General features: G+C 49.3%; 20 protein-coding genes and 1 tRNA gene. 10 read left to right on the top strand and 11 right to left on the bottom strand.

The features are described from left to right. The gene (locus SK066_RS01000) at positions 1-618 is read left to right on the top strand and encodes a TetR/AcrR family transcriptional regulator (protein ID WP_320543286.1); all 618 of its coding nucleotides are present in this window, start codon (positions 1-3) and stop codon (positions 616-618) included. Positions 619-657: 39 nt separating this feature from the next. Continuing rightward, positions 658-1,110 (top strand): DoxX family protein, encoded by a 453-nt coding sequence (locus tag SK066_RS00995; protein ID WP_320543285.1) that lies wholly within the window; start codon positions 658-660, stop codon positions 1,108-1,110. Between the two features lie 79 nt (positions 1,111-1,189). Here SK066_RS00995 and SK066_RS00990 read toward each other — a convergent pair whose 3' ends face one another. The 4 genes from SK066_RS00990 to SK066_RS00975 all read right to left on the bottom strand — a co-directional run bounded on the left by SK066_RS00990 (position 1,190) and on the right by SK066_RS00975 (position 4,520). Beyond that, entirely contained in the window at positions 1,190-2,179 is a 990-nt protein-coding gene (locus tag SK066_RS00990) for a LacI family DNA-binding transcriptional regulator (protein WP_320543284.1), read from the bottom strand. Beyond that, positions 2,169-2,828: a peptide-methionine (S)-S-oxide reductase gene (locus tag SK066_RS00985; RefSeq protein WP_320543283.1), complete on the bottom strand. Its 660-nt coding sequence runs from the start codon at positions 2,826-2,828 to the stop codon at positions 2,169-2,171. The genes SK066_RS00990 and SK066_RS00985 overlap by 11 nt, the downstream gene beginning before the upstream one ends. A gap of 45 nt (positions 2,829-2,873) precedes the next feature. Beyond that, complete coding sequence (locus SK066_RS00980) at positions 2,874-3,704, bottom strand: endonuclease/exonuclease/phosphatase family protein (RefSeq protein ID WP_320543282.1); 831 nt, start codon at positions 3,702-3,704, stop codon at positions 2,874-2,876. Between the two features lie 327 nt (positions 3,705-4,031). Then, positions 4,032-4,520: a PTS sugar transporter subunit IIA gene (locus tag SK066_RS00975; protein WP_320543281.1), complete on the bottom strand. Its 489-nt coding sequence runs from the start codon at positions 4,518-4,520 to the stop codon at positions 4,032-4,034. 466 nt (positions 4,521-4,986) lie between these two features. Here SK066_RS00975 and SK066_RS00970 point away from each other — a divergent pair, with 466 nt between their 5' ends. Next, a complete protein-coding gene (locus SK066_RS00970; RefSeq protein WP_320543280.1) occupies positions 4,987-5,652 on the top strand; it encodes a chromate transporter in 666 nt (221 codons plus the stop codon). Positions 5,653-5,719: 67 nt separating this feature from the next. After that, the gene (locus SK066_RS00965) at positions 5,720-6,256 is read left to right on the top strand and encodes a chromate transporter (protein ID WP_320543279.1); all 537 of its coding nucleotides are present in this window, start codon (positions 5,720-5,722) and stop codon (positions 6,254-6,256) included. An 18-nt stretch (positions 6,257-6,274) separates the two neighbouring features. Here SK066_RS00965 and SK066_RS00960 read toward each other — a convergent pair whose 3' ends face one another. Beyond that, positions 6,275-7,507, bottom strand: a complete 1,233-nt coding sequence (locus SK066_RS00960) for a Zn-dependent hydrolase (RefSeq protein ID WP_320543278.1) — start codon at positions 7,505-7,507, stop codon at positions 6,275-6,277. Between the two features lie 520 nt (positions 7,508-8,027). Between SK066_RS00960 and udk the strand changes: the two genes are divergently transcribed. Both udk and SK066_RS00950 read left to right on the top strand, forming a co-directional pair. Beyond that, positions 8,028-8,675 carry a uridine kinase gene (gene udk, locus SK066_RS00955; protein ID WP_188774526.1) on the top strand — a complete coding sequence of 216 codons (648 nt, stop codon included), beginning with the start codon at positions 8,028-8,030 and terminating at the stop codon, positions 8,673-8,675. Positions 8,676-8,958: 283 nt separating this feature from the next. Next, complete coding sequence (locus tag SK066_RS00950) at positions 8,959-9,510, top strand: 5' nucleotidase, NT5C type (RefSeq protein WP_320543277.1); 552 nt, start codon at positions 8,959-8,961, stop codon at positions 9,508-9,510. 13 nt (positions 9,511-9,523) lie between these two features. On the opposite strand, the gene SK066_RS00945 is transcribed toward SK066_RS00950, so the two are convergent. Beyond that, complete coding sequence (locus SK066_RS00945) at positions 9,524-10,030, bottom strand: hypothetical protein (protein WP_320543276.1); 507 nt, start codon at positions 10,028-10,030, stop codon at positions 9,524-9,526. A gap of 119 nt (positions 10,031-10,149) precedes the next feature. Next, positions 10,150-11,043: an NAD(P)-dependent oxidoreductase gene (locus SK066_RS00940; RefSeq protein WP_320543275.1), complete on the bottom strand. Its 894-nt coding sequence runs from the start codon at positions 11,041-11,043 to the stop codon at positions 10,150-10,152. A gap of 461 nt (positions 11,044-11,504) precedes the next feature. On the opposite strand from SK066_RS00940, the gene SK066_RS00935 reads away from it, so the two are divergent. Next, positions 11,505-11,873, top strand: coding sequence for a DUF1304 domain-containing protein (locus SK066_RS00935; protein ID WP_250344382.1), 369 nt, complete (start codon positions 11,505-11,507; stop codon positions 11,871-11,873). A gap of 51 nt (positions 11,874-11,924) precedes the next feature. On the opposite strand, the gene SK066_RS00930 is transcribed toward SK066_RS00935, so the two are convergent. Beyond that, positions 11,925-13,487: a right-handed parallel beta-helix repeat-containing protein gene (locus SK066_RS00930; RefSeq protein WP_320543274.1), complete on the bottom strand. Its 1,563-nt coding sequence runs from the start codon at positions 13,485-13,487 to the stop codon at positions 11,925-11,927. Between the two features lie 510 nt (positions 13,488-13,997). Here SK066_RS00930 and SK066_RS00925 point away from each other — a divergent pair. The 3 genes from SK066_RS00925 (at position 13,998) to SK066_RS00915 (ending at position 18,722) form a co-directional block, all read left to right on the top strand. After that, complete coding sequence (locus SK066_RS00925) at positions 13,998-15,899, top strand: PrkA family serine protein kinase (RefSeq protein WP_320543273.1); 1,902 nt, start codon at positions 13,998-14,000, stop codon at positions 15,897-15,899. Between the two features lie 21 nt (positions 15,900-15,920). Continuing rightward, a complete protein-coding gene (gene yhbH, locus SK066_RS00920; RefSeq protein WP_320543272.1) occupies positions 15,921-17,180 on the top strand; it encodes a sporulation protein YhbH in 1,260 nt (419 codons plus the stop codon). Between the two features lie 294 nt (positions 17,181-17,474). After that, positions 17,475-18,722, top strand: coding sequence for a SpoVR family protein (locus tag SK066_RS00915; protein WP_250344386.1), 1,248 nt, complete (start codon positions 17,475-17,477; stop codon positions 18,720-18,722). Between the two features lie 319 nt (positions 18,723-19,041). Here SK066_RS00915 and SK066_RS00910 read toward each other — a convergent pair whose 3' ends face one another. The 3 genes from SK066_RS00910 to SK066_RS00900 all read right to left on the bottom strand — a co-directional run bounded on the left by SK066_RS00910 (position 19,042) and on the right by SK066_RS00900 (position 24,541). Continuing rightward, positions 19,042-20,430, bottom strand: a complete 1,389-nt coding sequence (locus tag SK066_RS00910; RefSeq protein WP_188774535.1) for an MATE family efflux transporter — start codon at positions 20,428-20,430, stop codon at positions 19,042-19,044. A 371-nt stretch (positions 20,431-20,801) separates the two neighbouring features. Then, positions 20,802-20,885: transfer RNA gene (locus tag SK066_RS00905), tRNA-Leu, on the bottom strand. Positions 20,886-21,694: 809 nt separating this feature from the next. Then, the gene (locus tag SK066_RS00900) at positions 21,695-24,541 is read right to left on the bottom strand and encodes a glycoside hydrolase family 3 protein (RefSeq protein ID WP_320544771.1); all 2,847 of its coding nucleotides are present in this window, start codon (positions 24,539-24,541) and stop codon (positions 21,695-21,697) included. Positions 24,542-24,704: the final 163 nt, after the last annotated feature.

Genomic DNA, 24,704 nt, shown 5'->3' with positions numbered 1-24,704 from the left:
ATGAAGAACGAGGAACGACGCCAGCTATCCCAGCAAAAGCTGCTCCAGGCAGCGCGTGAGCTATTGCGAGAGAAAAATGTACATGCCATCACCATGAACGATCTGATGGAGCGCTCTGGCTTGTCCAAAGGAGCGATTTTCCACTACGTTCGCAGTCGCGATGAAATTTTCATCTGGCTACTCAATGAGCGGCTGGAATCCGTTGATGCAGAGTTTGAGCATGAAGTCGAGCAGCAGCAGGAGCCGGACTTTTATCGACCGATGGATGCGATTATTAAGCGCATGATGGAGCTGACCGATCCGCAGGAGATGACGAATCGAGTCTTTTTATATTTACTTGGTAAGGAGGATGATCCGCTCATTCGGCAAGCATTACAGGACTTTCAGCGGCAATCGGTTCAGTATGCAGAGCGCTGGATTGTACGCGGACAGGAGCGAGGTGTCATTCCTGCTACGGTCGATGCAAGGTTCGTTGCCGAGTATTTCACCCTTATTCAGTTTGGATTACGGGTGAGTCATTCCTTTGCCGATACGCCGAATGACGCGCAGCTGCACATGCCCAAGCTACGCGAGCATATGATTCGTTCGCTGCTGGGTATGTCGTCCGAGCCTTTGTAGAGTGAATCTTAGCATAACGATTTGGAAGGAGACTGCTGTATGATTTCTCTTATTGTATTAACGATTGCTTTTGTCGTGCTACGGATAATCGGCTGGGCAGGTGTGGAGACACTTAATCACTGGCACCCGTGTCTGCAAATCGCTCTGGCGATCATGCTTCTGATCACTGCCTCTGCACACTGGGGCAAACGTCGGGCAGAAATGATTCGTATGGTGCCACCCTTTTTTTCTCGTCCTGCGATGCTGGTCAGTCTGACAGGCATACTCGAAATTATGGGTGCGATCGGTCTGGTGATTCCCTTTACCGTGATTAATGGCATCGCGGCAATTGGGCTATTTCTGCTCATGCTGGCGCTATTCCCTGCTAATGTGCATGCTGCTAGACAGCAGTTAACACTCGGTGGTCGTCCGGTAACGCCACTACCATTACGTACAGCGATTCAGTTGCTCTATCTGGTGCTGATCATACTTGCTTCCCCGTGGTTTGCTTGATGGATTCGATTCTAATCACTGCATTTTATCCACGACTTAGCATCCTTCACCGCTCGATAATCACGGCAAAAAGCCGCTGTTAGCGAACAGCGGTTGATTGACGAATGATCAGCTCTGGACGAATACACACACCTGGTACGGGCTGATCGGGCTCATTAATTTTACGTAGCATCTGCTGGACGGCTGCACGAGCAATCTCATCTGCGGGCTGACGAATGGTGGTGAGCAGGGGATGCAGCTTGGCAGCGATCACCTGATCATCATAGCCGATCACGGAAATATCGCGTGGTATAGACAAGCCTGCTTCCAATAACGCATTGATAAAGCCCAGCGCAATATAATCATCTCCAGCAAATATAGCCTCAGGAAGCGTATCTGCTTCTAACCAGCGCCGAGCAGTTGCATAGCCAAATCCAATACTATATTCACCCTGCTCGATTATCATCGGCTCAAGCCCTTCTTCCTGCAAAGCCTGCACAAAGCCCCGTCTGCGCTCAACGGTACTCCGATACAACTCTTCTCCACATAAATGCGCGATACGCTGATGCCCCTGCTCTAGCAAATGCCGCCCTGCGACATAGCCACCACGATAGTTATCAATCTGCACCGCTTCCTCATTATGCGCAGGCTGCTGATTATCAATCAGCACATACGGAATATGGCGTGCTCGTAGCTCACGGACAAAGTCTTCTTCCTCCACCGGTGATAGCAGAATCAACCCATCCAGACGATCCTCCTGAATCATATAATGCTGACCGCTATGATCCAACCCTCGCGAGACAGAGATCGCCAGATAGTAGCCCTCAGCAGCCAGCAGATCGTTGATCTCTTTGGCGACCGAATCAAAAAAGGAATCCTGTAGCGTTGTCACGATCAAGCCAATCGTTCCCGTTCGTCCTCTTGCCAGCGAGCGTGCTGCTGCACTGGGACGGTAATCCAGCTCGCGGATCGCTTCCAGCACTTTGAGCCGATTTTTCTCACGTACGGTCTTTGCACCGTTCAGCACACGCGATACGGTCACGACCGATAGCCCGGATCGCTTGGCGACATCGAAAATGCTAGTTTTCATTCGCTACGCTCCTATCTATCATCGTGTCCAGTAGTTGCTCGTAACGCTGCTGCATCAGTGGCTCAAGTGGCTCCGGCCAGCTCGGTAGCTCTGCGCGTATCCGCTCCACTGTTGTCTGCTGACGAGTCCAGCCATTCAGCCTTGCCGCCAGTGTGGTGTCCAGTGCTTTAACATCCCAATCCGATACGGTCGCTTCATATAGCTCAACCAGCTGCTCCAGTACATCAGGCTGACGCTGTAAATAATACTTCTGATGCCGCTCGTCCACCGGGTAAAAGGTCGTATCCAGACGAATGATCGTTTCCTTACGCGCCTCGTCTGCCTGCTGTAGCTGCTGTGCCACCTGCAATTGCGGTTCATTAGTACATAAAATGAGCGAGCGATACCGTGGCTCTGCTCGATAGCCATTAATCGCAGCCGGACGGTGACGCTGCCAGAATTGCTCCAGCAGCTGCTCCAGTAGCAGCACGGCTTCATCATATACCACTTGTACCGTTTCCGAATGATCCGCTGGCTGACGATAGCCTGGATCTTCACTCTGTCCACCGGCTAATCCAGCCATCGTGCCCACCACACCTTCCATCGCGCCGATCCATGCTTCCGGTCCCCAGAAGCAGCCCATTCCGAGTCGGATCGTTTCATTGCCCATTCTGGACACCTCCTATTCCGTTTGTTGTAGCGATATGCGTAGCCATCAGGACAGCTTCAGCTCGACCATCACGCCAAAATGATCCGACACCACCGCACCATTACTGCCGTTCAGCGCCACACGCGATCGTTCCACCTGTAGCTCCCGATTGCTGTAAATATAATCAATCCGTAGCGGATGCTCATTGCCTTCCCAGCCTGCGATCGACTTGGTTACGGTATGTCCATTATCCTTATCGACAGCCAGCGTATACGTATCCTTCCAGATGTGCTTTATCATATAGTCATAGCCTTCCTCACGGATCTCTGCCACATTGTTAAAGTCACCAAGAAACAGAATCGGCTCCTGCTGACACGGCGCAAGCAGCTCCTCCGCCCGATCCCATTGCGGACGAAACGGCTCGACCTCATCATTCCACCAGCCAAAATGTCCATTGGCTAGCCATACCTCCTGTCCTTCATGCTCTGTGCGTACAGCAAGCACCTTACGCGTCTTATAATGCTCATAGATTCGCTGCGTCGATACATGCCCCAATACCGCATCATTAAACGGTGTGCGCGACAGAATTGCCAGTCCTTCATCAAAACGGCCACGTGCTGCCGAATGCACCGGCACCCATGTCCAATGATAATTTTCTTGCAGACGTGACAGTAAAACATACGCATAATTATCCGCCCGAATAACGGCATCCGCATCCGCCGCAAAATAATGCTCCAGATGGGATGGCTCCAATGGCGGCTCTGCCGCGCGCTGATTGACCTCCTGCATGGCGATCACATCGAACTGCTCTTTATTAATAAAATCCGCCAGCTGTCCAATCTTCTCCAGCTGATTCTCTTCATGCCAGCCATGTACATTTAACGTCAATAATTTCATCGCTCTACTCCATCCTTCGTCTAGTTCAGCCTACCTGATCCTTACCTTTATTAACCGCAAAGCTTGACTGTACTGCATCGTAATCGCTCGACCTCACTGCCGAAACGCCTTACTTCCACTATACCATAGCTTCCAGATGACAAAACGGCACAACAAAAAATCCTGCCGGATCATGGAGATACCAGCAGGATGAGCATTCGTATAAGAAAGTGTACAACGTGGATTCAGATGACCGCACTATACTAACTACATGACTACATGCGATGCAGACAGGCTGCGAATACGGACAGTTGCTCCAGATCCCATCCTGCTGCTACTTCCAGTAGCTTAACGCTGAATAGTCAGTACCTGCTGTTGCCCGGCGATAACGTCACCCAACTGCTCGGTAACACCCTTCACCGCATCCTGACCATCTGGCACGATGAATGGCGTGATCACCGGATAGCCTGCCGCTTGAATCTGAGCGATATCGAATTCGAGCAGCAATTGACCCTGCTTGATTTTATCGCCTGTCGCCACATGAGCCGTAAAGCCTTCGCCCTTGAGCGATACCGTATCGACACCTACGTGGATCAGCACCTGAATGCCAGAGCTATGCTCGATCAGCATGGCGTGTTTTGTTTTGAATAGCTGCGCGATTTTACCATCAAATGGTGCGTGTACCTTCCCCTCTTGGGGCTCAATCGCAATGCCCTGACCCATCAGCTTTTCGGCAAATGCGGGATCAGGCACGTTCGACAGATCGACCGCTTTACCTGTAATGGGAGCGAATGCCTCGATCGGGCCTGTTTTATCCTTTTTGAAAAATGACAGCATCTTTTCATCTCCTCCTGTATCATGAACGACCTGTCGCTGACTTACGATCCTGACAATCAGGTCATCCATACGCAGGGACGAAAGCGCCGACATACTACCAGTCCATTCATGTATCTATTCCGGTACATGACCGGATTTTGGGTTCTATGATACGTGGGTGTGCAAGCGGTTGTCAAATGTACGGAGTAAGCCAGTTAGTACCGCTCGTGTGAATTCAGTTCTGCCCGTGTGGATATTATTTTAGTGCTAATTAGCGCAAACTTTTTATCAAAATCAAAAAAAGATAACTCATTCATCATTCTACAGAGCATCTTTCTTCTTCAAAACTAATCTAATTACTAGATATCGACTTTAAAAAATCGTTTTTACGCTTTATTTTGTCGATTTTACAATTCTTTTATCTGTAGTTAATTTCATTTTGGTAAAAAGATGGTATACTAGACGTATACAGAAGGGACGGATTAGTATGTTATTTTCAACAGCACGAACGGATTCTACCTCTCAACCACCTGCGCGTGGATTAGCGATGTGGATCGATCTGTTCTGGGTATTTTTCAAAATTGGGCCAGCAACCTTTGGTGGCGGTTATGCGATGATTCCGATGATTGAGCGAGAAGTTGTAGAGCGTCGTGGGTGGATTGAGCAGGATGAAATGAATGATCTGCTCTCGGTAGCAGGCTCGGCTCCGGGTGGCGTAGGCGTGAATGCCTCGGCGTTTGTTGGGTACCGGATGGCGGGTGTAACAGGAGCCATCGCGGCTACACTTGGGATTACGTTGCCGACCTTTTTGATCGTGTTTGTATTAAGCTTATTTTACTCTCTGTTCCATGATCAGCCTAAGGTACAGGCTGCCTTTCAAGGTATTAAAGGGGCGGTAATCGGACTGATCGCGGTTGCCGCCTATCGTATGGGCAAAAGCTCGCTGTTTGATCGCACAACGATGATCGTGGCGGCGGCAGCCCTCATGATTCTGTTATTAACTGGCTTGAATCCGATCTTCCTTATTTTATCTGGACTGGTGATCGGTCTACTGATCGTACGGGTGAAAAAAGCGCTCGGCTTACGTATACGTACGGAAAAAGAACGCGGCTCCGGTAAGGACAACACGACATATATCGAATACTACATTTAATTGGATATTTAGATGTAAATAAACGACATGATGAACACATGATCGACATCACGAAGAAGGTGCAATAATGCTATTATGGCAGCTATTTATTTCATTTTTAAAAATAGGCTTTGTCTCGTTTGGCGGTGGTTATGCGGTTATTCCGCTTATTCAGCATGATTCCGAGCAATATGGCTGGATGGCGGCTGAGCCATTTCGTCAGACCGTCTCGCTGGCCGGGATGGCACCCGGTTCGATCGCGACCAATAGCGCTACCCTGATCGGTTATCAGGTCGCTGGCATACCTGGCGCTGCGATTGCCACACTCGGTATTGTGCTCCCCTCGCTTGTACTGGTGATCACCTTAGCTGGATTGTTTTATCGGCTCAATAGCAGTCAGGTGGTCAAATCGTCATTCTATGGTCTGCGCCCCATCGTAACAGGCTTGATCGCTTATGCGGCGATTCACTTCGGACTCGGTAGCGGCTGGTCGGCACTGAGTGAGCTGAAAACATGGCTGACGCTATTGATCGGTGCAGCGGTATTCGTAGCCATTGTACGCTACAAAGCCCATCCTCTGCTCGTAATTCTCGGTTCGGCAGTAATGGGCATTGTGTTATTTTGATCATTTTCATTTTAACATTTATGACTTCTCCTGCATGAGCATGACCGCTTCCAGCAACACATTTACGCCCTGTGCGCATTGCTCATATGGCGTAAATTCCTCCTCACAATGACTTTTCCCACGCACGCTAGGCACAAATACCATCGCTGACGGTAAAAAGTCGGCTACGAACTGAGCATCATGTCCAGCGCCGCTCGCCATCGTACGATGCGAATAACCGAGTGTCTTCACCGCCTGCTGTAATACACCGCATACATGGGCATCGAACCAGACGGTATTACGATTCCACAGCCGTGTAGCCTTGACCTCACAGCCTCCCTGTTGCTTCGGTAGCGCACCAATGATCTGCTCCACCTGATGCACGATATCTTCCTCCTTGTGTCGTGCTTCCAGTGTGAACACAACTCGATTCGGAATGACCGTATGAATATTCGGATACACATTCATGCGTCCCATCGTGTACACCAGCTCCTCGTCCAGCGGTGCGAGCTGTTCGCGTAGCATCAGCATCAGATCATTCGCTGCGAATAGCGCATCCTGCCGCATCGACATCGGTGTTGTACCGGCATGATTGGAGTCACCCTGTACCTCAATCTCATAGCAGACCATGCCAACGACGCAATCGACCAGCCCAATCGCCAGCTGCTCACTTTCCAGCACAGGCCCCTGCTCAATATGTAACTCCAGATAAGCGGTCGCTTCACGAATACGATGTTGCTGCTCTCCTGCATAGCCACTCGCATTCAGCGCATCACCGAATGTGATGCCGTCTGGATCGGTCTTTGCCAGCATCGTATCCCCATCAAAACGACCGGCGAGCACACCGGATGCCATCATCGATGGTTCAAACCGGGCACCTTCTTCATTCGTAAAATTCATTACCACAATCGGAATACGTGGCTGAATACCGTAATCCTTGAGTGTACGTACAAGCTCAAGCCCGGCGAGCACACCGAGAATACCATCGAAGCGCCCACCTTTTTTGACGGTATCCATATGCGAGCCGATCACAATCGGTGGTACATCCTCTGTGCCTGCATAGGTGGCGTACATACAGCCCAGATCGTCGACCGCCATCGTCATCCCCAGCTCTTCACAGCATTGGCGAAAATACCTGCGTACCGCGATATCTGGCTCACTCAGCGCCAGCCGGGTCACGCCATTGTTCTCTGTACGCCCATAATCAGCAAACGCCTCAATTGTCTGCTCCAGTCGGTCTACATTTACGAATAGCTGTTGCTGCTGCTTCATCGTCACCACTCCATTCGCCAGATTATGCATATTGTGTATTGGACACTCTTTGCCTATTCGCCGCTGTGACAGGGCATCCGATCACGGTATATCCCCATCGTGTAAAGTCTTATGCTGCTGTGCACGGTTCATCATTTTGTTGTTTCTGCCTCAATTTCCATGCTCGATTGGAGCGTATAGCCTCTATACTAAAGCAATCCAGATAAATGTCATTTGACAAAATGTAATATTTCCTGTGTAAACCTTTTGAAATCAGGTGAAAAAAAGGCTCAGCTGTGCTATTCTAAAATATTAGTAGTGTGTAAATTTTGTCCCGTAAAAATCATGATTATTTTTCACCGGATTTACAATGTCAGATGCTGAATGTAAATTGGTTTTGTCGTGCAAAAATTACTTCATTTACAGGCACGGTCGTATGGCAGGAAAAGGCTTCATTAAGGAGCGACACTTTCCGATTGTCATGCTTCCACATGCCCAACCATAATATTACGATATATCCAGGGAGGTTTATGTTAACGCCATGCTCATTATTGGTATTGCCGGTGGCACCGGTTCAGGCAAGACAACTGTCGCACGCTCCGTTATCGAACGTCTAAGTGCAGGCAAGGAAGTTACGTTTATTTCGCAGGATAACTATTACAAGGATCATACGCATCTTACACTGGAAGAACGCGCGCTGATCAACTATGATCACCCGTTCGCGTTTGACAACGAGCTGTTGATCGAGCACCTGGGCGAGCTGAAGCAAGGTCAGACGGCGTATGCACCTGTGTACGATTTTACGATGCATGCTCGTTTTACAGACCAGCGTCTGGAGCTGATGCCGAACAACATCGTCATCATTGAAGGTCTGCATGTCCTGTCCGATGAAAAGCTGCGCGAGCAGCTGGATATCAAGGTATTCGTGGATACCGACCCGGATGTGCGCATTTTGCGCCGTGTGCTGCGTGATATCGAAGAACGCGGTCGCAGCATCCAATCGATTCACCAGCAGTACCTGACAACAGTGAAGCCGATGCACGAAGCGTTTATCGAGCCTTCCAAAAAGTACGCTGACCTGATCATCCCTGAGGGTGGACATAATGAAGTTGGAATTCAGCTGCTGTCGATTCTGACGGAAAAGTACCTGTCCGGTGAAGAATGGACAGGCGCGAAAAAGACGAACTAATTCGCTAGCCCCCTTTTGTATCTATCATCGCAGCATCCGATATAGCTATAGATATAGTCGAGATAACCAGACAAGCACCTGCCCTATGAGCAGGTGCTTGTTTGCATTATAAACTAGTCGATGATGCGGAAGCGGTTGGTTGATCATGTCGCCTCCCCATCACCAATCTTCCAGTTATTGTTGCGACAATCGATAATAAAAACTAAGATGAGAAGGATTCGTTTAATTAAACGGATAGACGAGTATCGTCGATTATTTGATGCCACTTGAGGAGGACTTGAATTTGGATAGAAAAATTGTCGCCATTGATATGGATGATACGCTGTGTCATCTGCTGCCACGGGCGATTCATTATCATAATCTGCTGTACCCTGATTTGCCGCTTACGATGGAGCAGATTATTAATTTTGATCTGCGTCAAATCTGGCATCATGAGTGCTCGGAGGATGTGTTTTTCGGACGTCCAGGGCTGTATGAGGAGCTGGAGATTTTTGACGAGTATACAATTGCCGAGGTGGAGAAGATTCATGCACAGCATGATCTGATTATCGTCACCGCCTCACGCCCTGATTCGGTACCGGAAAAGTGGCGCTGGCTGCAACGCCATCTGCCGTTTATTTCGTATGAGAACTTTTTCGTCGCCAAGCGCAAGTATTTGCTGGAGTTTGATGTGCTGATCGACGATGGGCCGCATAATCTGCTCGCTGCTCGTGCAGCAGGCAAGAAGACGATCGGCATTCCGCGTCCGTGGAATCTGGCGATTCAGTCGGAGTTTGTGATGAAGGATTCGTGGCAGGGCATGAGTGAGCTGGTAAATGAAATTTTGGAGAGCTGATATAGCTTACGCTTCAGTTTATTTCTACTTTTTGCATCGTATCGGAAGCAATACCTGAGTAATCCATATGGACGCTGGATGAAGAGGATCGATAAGTAATGGTGTAATCGCCGGATTGGATTCCAGTGGTATGGTGCTCGGCACTTCTCCATGTGTAAGAAGAACCAGCTGCAATCTGCCGGGTGAAGTAGACCTTGCTGGATTGGCTATTGTTTATTGCGATTGTTGTGATTGCTGATGATCGATTGCTAAAATGTAGCGTAACGTGTCCATAATGAATCGGCACGATGAAGGCTGAAGCTACTTGCTTGCTACCGGAAGCGGTGCCTGCAAAATGAGTGATGGAATTGTCCAGCTTTGATAGTTCATTAGCTCTGGAGTCATTATATTTATTATTTGTGCTGGCGATCTTAACGTTACTTTGCTTCACACTGGATGTTGACGTGGCATAAATAATAGTCGGCACGATGATGATAATAGCTAGAATTGAACTGAGTAGTGCAATGATCCATCTTTTCATGAATGTCCTCCATAGCTTGGGTGTAGATGTTATGTAGCTTTCTTAGGCATAGGATATCGGAATGCAGGTATGAACAAGCATACTTGCATCCCGATCTGTATAGTGAGCTTGCTGTAATCTTAGTTATTCAATTGCGCTGTAAAATAATGATACAGCACCTGTGTACCTTTATTATCGTAGCCCTCGCTGGCGAGTTGCTGGTAGACGGATTCTGCCAGTGCAAGACCTGGTGTGTTCAGTCCCATCGCTTTGGCGGATTCCAGCGCGATGCCCATGTCTTTGATAAAATGCTTCACGTAAAAGCCCGGTTCAAAATCGCCCTTGATCATACGCGGACCGAGGTTGCTGAGTGACCAGCTACCTGCTGCGCCTGTGGCGATGCTTTGTAGAACGACCTCTGCGTCTAATCCAGCGAATTTGGCATAGGCTAGTGCTTCGCAGACACCGAGCATACCGGAGGCAATCGCGATCTGGTTGCACATTTTGGTATGCTGACCTGCACCTGCGCCGCCTTGCAGGATGATGTTCGTGCCCATTTTCTCAAGCAGCGGCTTCACGGCTTCAAAGTCAGCCTGTTCGCCGCCTACCATAATCGACAGGCGTGCTTCGCGTGCGCCGACATCGCCGCCGGATACGGGTGCATCGAGTGCATGCAGACCTTTGCCTGCGGCTTCTTTGGCGATCTGCTGTGCAAGCTGTGGGCTGGAAGTGGTCATATCGATCAGGTATGCGCCCTGTGGTGCGTTAGCGATAATGCCGTCTGCGCCGAGATATACATCCTCCACATCCTTCGGATAACCGACCATCGTAATGATCACCTTGCATGCTGCTGCTAGCTTACCTGGTGTCTCATGCCATGTTGCTCCCTCATCTACTAGCTCCTGCGCCGATGCTGCTGTACGTGTGTACACATGAAGCGGATAGCCTGCCTGCTTGAGATGACGAGCCATGCTTTTACCCATTACGCCGATTCCGATAAAGCCTACTACTGTTGTCGCTGGTTCCATTGCCATGATTATTGCCTCCTCATTTCTTAGCGATGCATCCTCATCAAAGTATAGCATGACTGCTCTCGCTTCGCCGTCTCGCATCGAACGAGCCATCTGGACAGCACCATCACTGCCCCTAGATCGCATATCAGCAGAAGAACAGCACGGTTCAGCCCCGGCTACAATCTTATATGACGAACTTCATATATTGCCGTTTTGACCCTGTGTAGCTGTGGTAAAATAAACAAGCAAGCGGACTGCAACCGCAGCTATGGATACATACGTACCGTGATGAATGCAGACGATATTAAGCTTCTTTTACCGTAGCTAAGCTTCCATTCTCCTGCAAGGTAAAGGAGCTTATAACGACGACGGCATCCATTACTTTTATTTTACATTGCAGATCCTTTGCAAGCTTCATTCCACGCACGAACTCAGAATGACCAATTGATCCGTACGGATCGTATCGAAAGGACGGAATTCCTATGCTTACTATTCTGGCTTCCATTATGATCGCCATCGTTGCGCTGGAGCATCTGTACATCCTTGTGATGGAGATGTTTTTGTGGACGACTCCGCGTGTCATGAAGACATTTGGCACCAATCCAGAGCATGCCGAGCTAACACGCTCGATGGCAGCCAATCAGGGTCTGTACAATGGCTTTCTCGCAGCCGGATTAATCTGGTCGCTACTGCATCCCGATGCTACTATCGCGTACCAGCTTGCGCTCTTCTTTCTTGCCTGCGTGATTGTAGCTGCGCTGTATGGCGGCCTGAGCGTAAAACGCTCCATTTTGCTCATGCAGGGTCTGCCTGCGGTCATCGCATTCCTTCTTGTGCTGATCAGTCATTGAATCTCAGACAGGTAGCGCAAGCTGAAGGCAGAGGGTGAATCGTGGCGCTATTTATTCATACGCACCACGATTCACTGCTTTGCCAGATACGCGCGGCTTGCCTGCCATATCCAGCGTGCCTATCCGCTTCGTATCAAGTACGCCGCTATCGATCGCGGGTGATCCTACGCTCAGACGATAGTCTGCTAACCTGGCATTCATAAACATTGGATTCTTAAAAATAGCATGCTGCTCCTGTTTACTCCCCTTTTGAAAAGCCGCCAGACTTTCGTATACTTTTCCATTCCATGTCCACCATGCTTCTTCCGCTCCACCCGGCGTATGATACAGATTATAATCCAGCTTATTGCCACTGCTAGCATATTCGTTATAGATCAGCACACCGGTTGGGCTTGCCGATAAAATATTATTTTGGATCACGTTACGCGAGGTGCCGTACTGGATTAACAGCTGCCCTGCTCCATCACCCGGCTCATTCGATAACGTGTCATTGCCGACTAGCGTATTGTTCATAATGACGCAGTCCGTCGCCTTTCCACGCTCTGGATCATAGCCACCGATGCCAATACCGGTATAGCGATTGCTGTACACTACATTACTGCGAGCTGTGATGGCACTCGTTGACTTGCCCTTATGCTCTGATGCAATCTCAATCCCGATATCATTGCTATAACTACGATTACGCTCAATCACAATATTGCGCCCACCATCCACATAGATGCCAGCTGCACCGTTGCTATTGTTCGGCAGGTTGCGTCCATAGGACGGATTGCGGTTGGACGTAATATTGAATACTACATTGCCTGTAATGCGACCATTGCGCACGGCATCGTAGGCAGGATCAGGTGCCGTATCTTCAAAGCCTATCGCATCAATGCCGATGTTATCATTGTCATGCACCCGATTATTGGCTACTTCAAAGTCTGTTACATTTCCATTTAGTGCGATACTTTCACTACTGCCAAGCACCAGATGATCCAATTCATTCCCGCTGATCGTCAGATGATGTAGCGCTGACGGTGCCTTCGTGCCATAGATCGCAATGCCATGCGCATCCCGTCCAGACAGCTCCTCACCTTGAGGGGTAGCCGTGTTCGCAATATGATGAATATGGTTGTTCAACAGACGAATATAGCCGCCTGCTCCCATGACACTGATACCTGCTGGCACATTGCCCGAACGGGCTGTCGTATAATTACGAATCTCCAAGCCATCTATCGTGATATAGCTAGCATTGTCGATTCTCACCATCCCCTGCAAGCCATCTACAGCAAGACCCGTTCCGTCCAAAATCGGCTGCTCCTGCTTATATCGTGCAAACGTAATCGAGCCAAGCTGTGCATTACCTGAACGGGTAATATGAAGCTGCTGCCGATATACGCCACCGCGTACATAGATAGTACTGCCAGGTTGAGCCTGATCTGCCGCATGCTGTAGCGTCTTCCACGGCGCATGAAGCGTTCCACTTGCATTATCATTACCGTCAGGTGCGACATAATAGGCTGCCGCTGCTGCCTCGACAGGCTGTATTGTTAATGGCTCATAGCTCCCTGCCTGCACCCCTCCTGTGATCAATCCAATCACCAGTGTACAGATTGCAATTTGTTTTAACACTTGTGCGCATCCTCTCTACCGATCATGATGAAGTCATCCGATGAAGTTTCGTATTCTTATTCTATTTATCGGATCGTATTCAAAATATCGTGTTTGTATTAGAATTTATATTTCATTCTTTCTACTTCATGGTGTTGTTTTCTTTCATTCTACCTCCTATTCCTACTCTGCGTGAATCCAATATTTCTATCGCCTGCTATAATCAATATGCTTGCTATTATGAATTTTTCATAGATAACCTTACACATATAGAAAACTTTTATCCAATCATACCTTCTAATCAATAAAATCCATCCCCAATAACTGATTACAACCTATAATTATGTTAATTTAACTGTCGATAGATGACATAAGTTGTGCTAGAATTTAAAAACAACAAAATACCCACTCTATTCAATCAATGAACTCGAATGTCGTTGCAGCTCTGTCGGACGTTGAAGTTGTTGCCGGACGGTATGATTCCGTGACCTCAAACTTTTCGTAAAAGACATGTATAGGGAGGCGGTCAGCATGACATTCCTGGAGAAACTTATGGCCTACCGGGATCAGGAAAATGATCTTCATTGGGAAGGAATATTCCTTGATTATCTCCGGCTGGTTCGAGAGCATCCACATATTGCAGGTACAGCGCATGAGCGTGTGTATCGTATGATTGAAAGTGCAGGCATTATAGAGCTTGGTGACGGACGGCGAGAATATCAATTTTTTAGTCGTACATTATTCGGGCTGGAGGATGCGATTCAGCTACTGGTGGAGGAATATTTCCGCCCGGCAGCGCAACGTCTGGACGTTCGCAAACGACTACTGCTTCTCATGGGGCCAGTCAGTGGTGGTAAATCTACCCTCGTCACGCTGCTCAAGAACGGCTTAGAAAGCTTCACCCGTACACCCGAAGGCGCTGTATATGCGATCCGGGGCTGCCCGATGCAGGAAGAACCGCTCCATCTGATCCCACGCGAGCTACGCGAGGAATTCGGTAAGGAGTATGGCGTTCATATCGAAGGCGATCTATGCCCAGTGTGCCGGATGCGGCTAGAACAGGAATATGGCGGACGCATCGAGGAAATGCCGATCGAGCGCGTGCTCTTTTCCGAAAGTGGACGCCGGGGTATCGGCACCTTTGCTCCCTCTGATCCGAAGTCACAGGATATTGCCGATCTTACCGGTAGTATCGACTTCTCGACCATTACGCAATATGGTTCCGAATCTGATCCGCGCGCCTATCGCTTCGATGGCGAGCTGAACAAGGCGAATCGCGGTCTGATGGAATTTCAGGAAATTTTAAAATGCGATGAGAAGTTCCTCTGGAATCTGTTGTCGCTGACGCAGGAAGGTAATTTTAAGGCAGGACGCTTCGCCCTCATATCCGCCGACGAATTAATTATCGCCCACACGAACGAAACCGAATATCGCACCTTCATCTCCAACAAAAAGAACGAAGCCCTCCACTCTCGCATGATCGTCATGCGTGTTCCCTACAATCTCAAGGTTACGCAGGAAGAACGTATTTATCAGAAGCTAGTTGATGCCTCCGGTCTGAATAATCAGGTGCATCTGGCACCCGGCGCACTCGGTACAGCGTCTATTTTCACTGTATTGTCCCGTCTTAAAGAATCTAACAAGCCGGGTATCGATCCGATCAAAAAGATGGTGCTGTACGATGGCGCTCAGGTCGATGGTGTGAAGTCTGGCGAGGTCGACGAGCTACGCCGTGAATATAGCGATGAAGGCATGTCAGGTGTCGATCCGCGTTATGTGATCAACCGGATCTCCAGTGCGCTCATTAAAGGCAACAAGCCATGTATTAACGCACTAGATGTACTGCGCTCGCTCAAGGAAGGTCTGGATCAGCACCCCTCCATCTCGCGTGAGGAACGGGAGCGTCTGCTTAATCTGATCACGATGGCACGCAAGGAGTACGATCACCGCGCCAAAACGGAAGTACAGCGCGCCTTTGTCTATTCATTCGAAGAATCCGCGCATACGATGCTGAACAATTATCTGGACAATGTCGAAGCGTATTGCAGCGGTCATAAGATGCCTGACCCGATCACCAGCGAGGAACGCGATCCAGATGAAAAGCTGATGCGCTCCATCGAGGAGCAGATTGGCATTACCGAAAATCAGAAGCGTGCGTTCCGTGAGGAAATTTTGATCAAAATCTCGTCCTTTGCTCGCCGTGGACGCAAGTTTGAATATACGTCGCATGAGCCGCTCAAGGATGCGATTGAGAAGAAGCTATTCGCCGATCTGAAGGATGTTATCAAAATCACGACTTCCTCCATGAACCCGGATGAAACACAGGTCAAACGTATGAATGAAGTGTCCCGCCGTCTGATTGAGCATCACGGTTACTGCGCTGCCTGCGCCAACGATCTGATGAAATATGTCGGCAGCCTGCTGAACCGTTGAGGCAGGAAGGAGTGAAGCGACATGGACAATCGATCATTTATTATTGCAAGGGATGACTGGTCGCTGCACCGTAAGGGCGAGATCGATCAGGAACGGCATAAGCGCAAAGTAAAAGAAGCGATTCGCGAGAATCTGGCTGATCTGGTCAGTGAGGAATCGATCATTATGCCACAGGGCGATAAGATCATCAAAGTACCGATCCGCAGTCTGGATGAACCGCGCTTTCGCTATAATACGAGCGATGAGCCACAGGTTGGACAGGGACAGGGTGGTACGCAGGTGGGCGATGTTGTTGGACAGGCAGATGGGAATGGGCAGAGCGCAGCAGGTAGCGGCTCTGGTAAAGGCGGTAGTGAAGCAGGCGAGCAGCCCGGCATCGATTATTATGAAGCCGAGCTGACGGTAGATGAGCTGGCCGAGCTCGTATTCGAGGACTTGAAGCTACCGCATCTCAAGCCCAAGACGGCACAGGAGATGCTGGTGGACGATATTCGTTTTAACGATGTGCGTAAGCAAGGAATGGTGTCTAATATCGACAAGCGGCGTACCCTGTTCGAGGCGATCAAGCGGCAGGCATTAGGTGGCAGCTTACATGGCGGTGCTTATCCCGCAGCGATGCAGCAGGGTGGCGGTATTCCAGTGGGTACACCTGGCCCGGACACTGCTCCAGCCCCCGTACTTGGCCCGATTATCGGTGACGATGTGCGCTATAAAACGTGGGAGGACATTCATAAGCCGCAATCGTCTGCGGTCGTACTCGCCATGATGGACACCTCCGGCTCGATGGGTACATTTGAAAAATATATCGCGCGCAGCTTCTTCTTCTGGATGGTGCGCTTCCTGCGTACACGATATGAAAATGTGAATATTCGTTTTCTGGCGCATACAACCGATGCGAAGGAAGTAGATGAAGAAGCCTTTTTTCATAAAGGCGAGAGCGGTGGTACACGGTGCTCCTCCGTGTATGAGCTGGCGCTACAGATCATTGAGAAGGAATATCCACCCAGCTCCTTTAACACGTACGCATTTCACTTCTCGGATGGTGATAATCTGAGCAGTGATAATCCAGAGACGATGCGGCTCGCTCGCACATTGCTGGAGCAGGTGAATATGCTTGGCTATGGCGAGATTCGTCAGCGCGCGTATGGCTACAGCAGTAAGCAGCTATGGGATGCGCTCAAGCGCTTGGAGTCGCCGACATTTGTACAGGCTTTATTGGAGCAGAAGGAAGATGTGTTCAAGACGCTGAAGGCGTTTTTTGGCGATGAGATGGCTAGTTGATCTATCGCTTCGCTCTGGAAGATAAGGATATCTGCGGAGCGTCTGCTTTTACTTTTGGTGATGAGTTGTTAGCAGCTCGTTTACTTTTGATTTTGACGATGTGATGATCAGCCTGTTATCCCTTTTGCTATACCTATTGTATTTGTCGTTATGGATCGAGCTGGGCAATGGATGGAATATGGATAGGATTCTTTCCTCGTCCGGTGTATTCGGTGATCTTGAATCCAGCCAGACCCATCTACACCCCTGCTCGATTAGACAGCTCTATTCCATCGATTGAAAGGAGCGCTGCTTATGCTACTGGAAAGCGATACGCAACAGCTGGAACAATCGGTCGAGCAGCTGACCGATGCGGCAATCCAGCATGGGTTAGACTTTTTCCCGATGCGCTATCAGTTCTGCCCATCCGAGGTGCTGTATTCGATTGGTGCTTACGGAATGCCGACCCGGTTTGCACACTGGAGCTTTGGCAAGGCGTATCACCGGATGAAGTCGGAATACGATCACGGTTTGAGTAAAATCTATGAGCTGGTGATTAACTCTGACCCGTGCTATGCCTTTCTACTCGACAGCAACACCCTGCTGCAAAATAAATTAATCGTCGCGCATGTGCTTGGACATAGCGACTTTTTCAAAAATAATGCGATGTTCGGCGGTACAGATCGCAATATGGTTGATCGAATGGCGGTGTTTGCGGATCGAATTGAGGCGTTCAGTCAGGAATATGGCATGGATGAAGTGGAAGCTTTTCTCGATGCAGGTATTGCGATTCAGGAGCATGTCGATCCATATGTGCGCTTCGGTCATGTAGACGGCTTCCGCGAAACTGACGGCTCGATCAAGGATGTGATCGGCTATATCGCGACCCATAGCCGTTATCTGGAGGAATGGCAGCGCGAGATTTTGCATATGCTGCGCGCAGAAATGCTGTACTTCTGGCCACAGATGGAAACGAAGATTATGAACGAAGGCTGGGCGAGCTACTGGCACTTGAAGCTGGTACGTGAGCTGGAGCTAAGCGACTCTGAGATTGTAGAGTTTGCCAAAATGAATGCAGGCGTGATCCAGCCTACGCCGGGACGAATTAATCCGTATTATCTCGGCTTGATGATGCTACGGCATATTGAGCGTAAGGAAGGCATCGAAGCACTGTTCGAGATTCGCGAGGTGGAATCGGATGTGTCCTTTATCCGTAATTATCTCACCCGTGAGCTGGCAGAGGATATGGATCTGTTCGTATATCAGAAGCAACAGCAGGTGTATCGTGTGACAGCGAATGATGTGAATGAAGTCAAGGAGCAGTTGATTCGCTCACGCACAAATGGCGGCTTTCCGTATATTACGGTGCGTGATGATGATCTGCATGGACGCGGCGAGCTACTGCTGCATAATCGGTTTGACGGCATGGAGCTGGATCGTAAATATGTGGAGCGTACCTTGCCGCTTGTGTTTAAGCTGTGGGGACGCAGTGTGCATCTGGAGACGATGGCTGGGGGGAAGGCGGTTACGTATGTGTATGATGGGAAGCAGCTGGTGAGTTGATGAGCAGTTATGTTGATATCGATTGTTGTTTCTTAGGCTGTCTAATAGAGCTGTGACAAGTTCTACTATTTATATAGACCCACTTATATTTTTCTGATACATGACCTTGCAATACCCACGTATTCTAGCACATGTAAGGCACCAGCCAGACTGACCCCTACCCTGTCAAGATAGTGCCCTCCCTCCCTCCTTCCTCACAATACGCAAAAAGCCATCAGTAGCTATAATGCTACCGATGGCTTTTATTTATTACACTTCTTACATGTCGTCACACTTCCATGCTGAAATGGCTACTTGTAATTGGTACTTACACAGCCTACTAAATCAACCGATGCTGCAACCACTTCGTCCCGTAGAACCGTTTCAGGAAAATAAGTCCCCTCACGCCCCACTCCAGATCCATTGCGATCCACACCCCGAGCACGCCCCAGCCTAATACGACACCCAGCACATACCCCATCACCACGCGGAACAGCCACATCGTTAGCATCGAGACGACTGATGTATACTTCGCATCACCGGCAGCCCGTAGCGCTGAAGGCGTAATAAAGGAGATCGCCCACAGCGGAATCTGCACTAGCGTATTCACCAGCAAAATCAGGAAGATATCATCCACAATTTCCGCTGGCGGATCAAAGAGCGCAATCAACGGATTAAATAACGGTAAAATAATCAACCCCATCACAACAAAGGACATCGAGGACAGCACGAGAAACGACTTCGTAAATTTCCGTGCTTCATCAATATTCCCACTCCCGATACAAATCCCGACCACTGTAATAATCGTCAGCGATAGCGCATTGGCTGGAATCTGCATCGCTCCGGCAAGCGCCGCACAGATTGCATTCACCGCAATCGCGTACGTCCCCATCCAAACGATGAAGATCTGCGTAATGATTTTCCCACCGTTAAAAAACATTTGCTCGGTCGCAAACGGGAAGCCGATAAACAGAATTTTGCGGAACATTTCCCATTTGACTCGGAAAAGCTCCTTCATCCGTACTTTTAGATTCACATCGACCTTGAACAAATAATACAGCGCACAGACCGCACCGCCATAACGGGCGATATTCAGCGCAATCGTCATCCCCAGCACGCCCATATGGAAGCCGTGGATGAATAGAAAGTTCAGTAATACATACAATATGTTCATAATGAGCGATAGCACAAGCGAGGCTCGCGTGCTACCTACACCACGTAGCGCCCCACAGATCGCTTCCACAATCGCAATCCCGGCAAACGAAATACAGCTTCCGATCAGATACACGCGCGCATAGCTCATTACGTCTGCCTGTGCGGAGCCGAATAATATATTCAGTAGCGGCACATGCAGTGCGATACCGAGTAAACCTACGAGCAATCCCAGTAACGTCACGACCGACACAGCGCTCGCGCTGGCTTCGGACACCTTTTTCACATTGCCATTGCCCTTATACTGGGCAACGACGACCGTACCGCCTGTCGCTACAGCGATAAAAATACTGAATAGAAAAATATTCAGCGAGTCGATCATATTCACCGCACTGACAGCTGCCACTCCAGCAGCACTAATCATCGCTGTATTGATCAGGTTAAGACCCATAATAAACGCCTGATCGACCAAAATCGGAATAAACAGCGAGATCATCTGCCTGTAATTCATTGTGGCTCCGGTAAAGTAGCGGTCAAGAATCCGGTGCCCCCATTTCCAACGTATCGCGTAATCCATTATGCATTCACTTCTTTTTGTATGAGATTGGGTCGTGCTGTCCTGCTGACTGTCCGACGAGAATCTGTTTCTGCTTCCGTCACCGTATGTACCTGAAACGACTGCGCTTATGATTGCTGCTCTGCGGTTGCTGGAAATACGTTTAGCCGTACGGTGCTGTTGTTGTTTTCTATATTAAGCGGATTGCTTCCATTTATGAAGGGGTAATTTGTATTTTCTCAAATTCCCTGCTAGCTGTGATGGTGAGTGGTGTGTAGTTATGGATTGTGTGGTAAGGGTATCCGCTAATTGATTTACACAAAAAAGAAACGGCTCCCTGGTGAAAAGGAACCGTTTCTTGATATCGGTGAATCATTACGTTTAAAGGAAAATGCGGTCGAGAGGACTCGAACCTCCACGGGGGTAAGCCCACACGGACCTGAACCGTGCGCGTCTGCCAATTCCGCCACGACCGCAAATACTGTTGGTGATTGATTTCGCAACCACAAGAAAGATCATATCATGATGGGTGTTGTTTGGCAAGCACTTTATTTTAGTTGTGGGGCAACCACTGCGGAAAGGAATAAGGGGACGGACTCGGGTGGAGCCGCGGGAATCTTTTGGATTGGGAAGGAATGAAGATTCCCGCCCCTCCAAAGCTGTAAGATATTTTGCTTCGCAAAAATCACTCTTCATTGAACCCCGTGTTAGAAAATCACTAACACTATAAGGAGTCCTTTCCCCTTATTTCCTTTTCTCCGTTCCGTGCTAATCGCAGACTTGGGATAGGTGCTGTGCCGAACTTGGTGAGGGGGTAGCAGGTGTTATTGAACGAGTTACTGTTACTGTTACTCTTACTTTTTTGTTTGACTGTTGGGGTCTGATTGTTATGGTGTTAGGCGGTGTTGTTGCGTATTGGAATGAAGATACAATAACCTTGGTAGGGGCATATTTGTTTTTGATTTCTAGTGGGATTTGCTATTTGATTTGAATGTTTTATTGGAATGTATAACTTACAGCGATTAGAGTTTTAGTAGTTTTTTAAAGCTTAATAGATACTGTTTATGGCTGATCGGCAAGATAGTCTGTATATTATTCGGCAATACTTTGTTCTACTTTTACTCTACAAAAAACAGCCTGCATTCTTGGATGCAGGCTGCTTTCTTTATCGATCATAATTAGCTTTCTAATATGGTGTATTATAAAGCTTTATAAGGCTTCAAACAGGTACCTTTTTTAATTTCAAACCATGTAGTCTTTAAATGATCTAATTCTTCCTTACACCTTATAACTTTTTCAACTCGATCCACTCGATTGACATGCCTGGTTTGATGAAATCGAGTGTGAGTTCGTATTGGCCTTGTTCGAGGTGCATTTTATTTGCTTTTTGGCGCATCCATTTGCCCTCGGTGCCGTTGCTCTGGGCTGTGGTGACGAGTTCTCCATTGAGCATCAGATTGGTTGCGCTTTGTGCCCATTGGTCGCCTTCGGAGGAGATGTGCAGGAACAAGCGGTATTGTCCGGTTTCTGTAATCTCGAAGCGAGTTACGCCGTCATTAGCGATTGGAATTTGCACGTCTTCGCCTGCTTGTAGAAGTTCTCCTGCGTAATCTGTGCCTGCCTGTAGTCCTTTTACAGATGGAATCGGGTCTTTCATGAGTTCTTCTCGTTCGAATACAGGGGACTGCATGATGAAGTCGCAAATGTTGATGGCGCAGCGTTGCAGCTCGGCGCGAGTGAGTCTGCCGGCTTCCAGTGCTTCGATTGTATGGTCGCCCCATACGTTCGTTTCGGCTCCATAGTTGGCAACGACCATGTATAGATCGTTTTGCGCGCGAACCATAGCATCCGTATGCTTGCGGTCGGCAGGGCCACCCTCTGCGCAGTCATTCATCACTGCCCACCAGTCGGTCATGACGATGCCGCGGAAGCCCCATTCGCCGCGCAGGACGGTCGTGTTCAGATCATAGTTGGATGCTGCCCAATGACCGTTGATCGGGTTATAGGAGGTCATGACCGAGCGAGCATCGCCTTCACGTACAGCGATCTCGAAGCCTTTCAGATAGATTTGTCGCAGTGCACGCTCAGATACGACCGCATTTACCTTCGTCCGATACTGCTCCTGATTGTTGCAGGCGAAGTGCTTCAGCGTCGCATACACGCCACTTTGCGCAATACCGCGTGTGCAGGCAACGGCGAACACACCGGAAACGTATGGATCCTCGGAAAAGTATTCAAAGTTCCGTCCGTTGAGTGGACTACGGCGGATGTTCAGACCCGGGCCGAGCAGCGTGTCGATCTCATTGCGACGCATCTCCTGCCCTTCCAGCACATACAGCTCCTCGACCAGCGCCACATCCCATGTTGCTGCTAGTAAGGTGCCAATCGGTACCTGAGTCGCCTTATCGCCACTATCCATCCGAATACCGGAAGGCCCATCTGTTGTACACGCTACAGGAATGCCAAACCCGAGCAATCGATCCGTTACTCCGCCAAATGCCGATGCCGTTCCCGGCGTAACAAGCGGACTACTCATCCCCTCTGCACGCACCAGTGCAGCCAGATCCTCATCATGTAGCTGAGCGACAAACTGCTCCAGCGTCACGCGTCCTGCACCCACATCCTGTAGTGTATACCCATCATCGCCTGGCTCCGGCAATGGTGCTGGCAAACGATCCTGAATCCGCTGCGCCAGTGAAATCTGCCGCGTTGGTACAGGCTCGGCAGTCAGCTCATACGTACCATCTGCCTTGCGTGCTCCTGGCTTCATACGATGGAATTCCTCAATTGGAGCCAGCGCTTCCTCCCATTGCTCGACCTTATGTAGCTCTGGTAGCTCCAGCGCTGTTCCGTCTGCTGCTACCCGTACAATCGCAGGCGCACCTGCATCTGCCGTATTCACGGATGCCGCAAACGATACCGTCTCTGTCGCACGCACACTATTACCTGCATGGAAGTGATACAATCCAGCCTCCAGCACATAAGCATAACGATGACCCGTAACCCCAGCATCGTCATACGATGCCAGACGATCCAGCGGCACAGATAATGTCACTGTTTCAGATTGACCGGGCTCCAGCAAGCCTGTTTTCGCAAAAGCGACCAATGATCGCGATGGCTGTCCCAGCTTGCCCTGAGGTGCCTCGACATAGAGCTGTACGACTTCCTTGCCCGCATATTCTGTGCCGTTATTAGTTACTTTTACCTCAACCTGTACGCTTAATTGCTCGCCATCATGCAGCAATTGTGCAGGCTGCATGTCCAGTGCAAATGTCGTATACGATAGGCCATATCCAAACGGATACTGCACCTTATCCGGGCAAAACGTTTCGAAATAACGGTAGCCCACATAAATGTCTTCCTCGTACACACTTGTCAGCTCGTTGCCATAGTTGCGTGTCGACGGATAATCGTGGATCGAATACGCAATCGTATCGGTCAGCTTGCCGCTTGGTGTCACATCTCCGGCAAGCACATCGGCGAGCGCACGACCACCCTCCATGCCGCCATGCCAGGAGTACAACACCGCACCGATCGGATGCTTGTGCTCGGAGGCGTCCACCCAGCTCATATCGATAATATTCGACGTGTTCAGCACCACGACCGTCTGCTGGAACTGTGCAGTGACTCGTTTTAGCATATCCAGCTCATCTTCAGTTAAACGGTAGCTACCTGGTTCGTCTGCATTATCCTTGTCCTCGCCTGCGGTACGTCCGATGACGACAATTGCTTTCTCCGATTGCTGTCTTGCCGCTGCGACCAGCTCATCTGTGAGCGGCATCTCCTTCTGGTGCCAAGGCTCCGCTGCCCAGCCGCCACCGCCATTGTCGAATGGATGCTCAGCAATCCAGCTTTCGTACACCCCTGCCAGCTCCTCATTCACACGTACATCTGGCTTCGCACGCAGTCCTTCCAGCAGATTCGTCGTATACGCTACATTCACACTTCCGCCTGAACCTGTTCCACTTCGATAATAATCGACCTGCACACGCCCAAAAATCGAAACGCTTTCATTTTTTCGAATCGGAAGAATCTGTTCATCATTTTTCAGCAAAACCGCACCTTCAGCAGCGACTTTTCGGCTAAATTCGGCAAATCCTTCAAGCGGCACTCCAATTAACGATTGCGTCATCATAATCCTCCTCATTTTCCCCAGCAAGGGTAGTCATTATTATATTATGCCAACGAGCAGCACAGAAAAGCAAAAGAATAAGAACATTTCCAAAACTCTGCTTGGCGACAGACAAGCAGGTCCTTCTAGCCCAGCCTAGCCCAGCAGTAATAAGAAAACACCT

Origin of the sequence: Paenibacillus hunanensis, assembly GCF_034055775.1 — a bacterium.
GTDB classification, from domain to species: Bacteria; Bacillota; Bacilli; order Paenibacillales; family Paenibacillaceae; genus Saccharibacillus; species Saccharibacillus hunanensis.
This window is presented reverse-complemented; position numbering and strand designations above follow the sequence as displayed.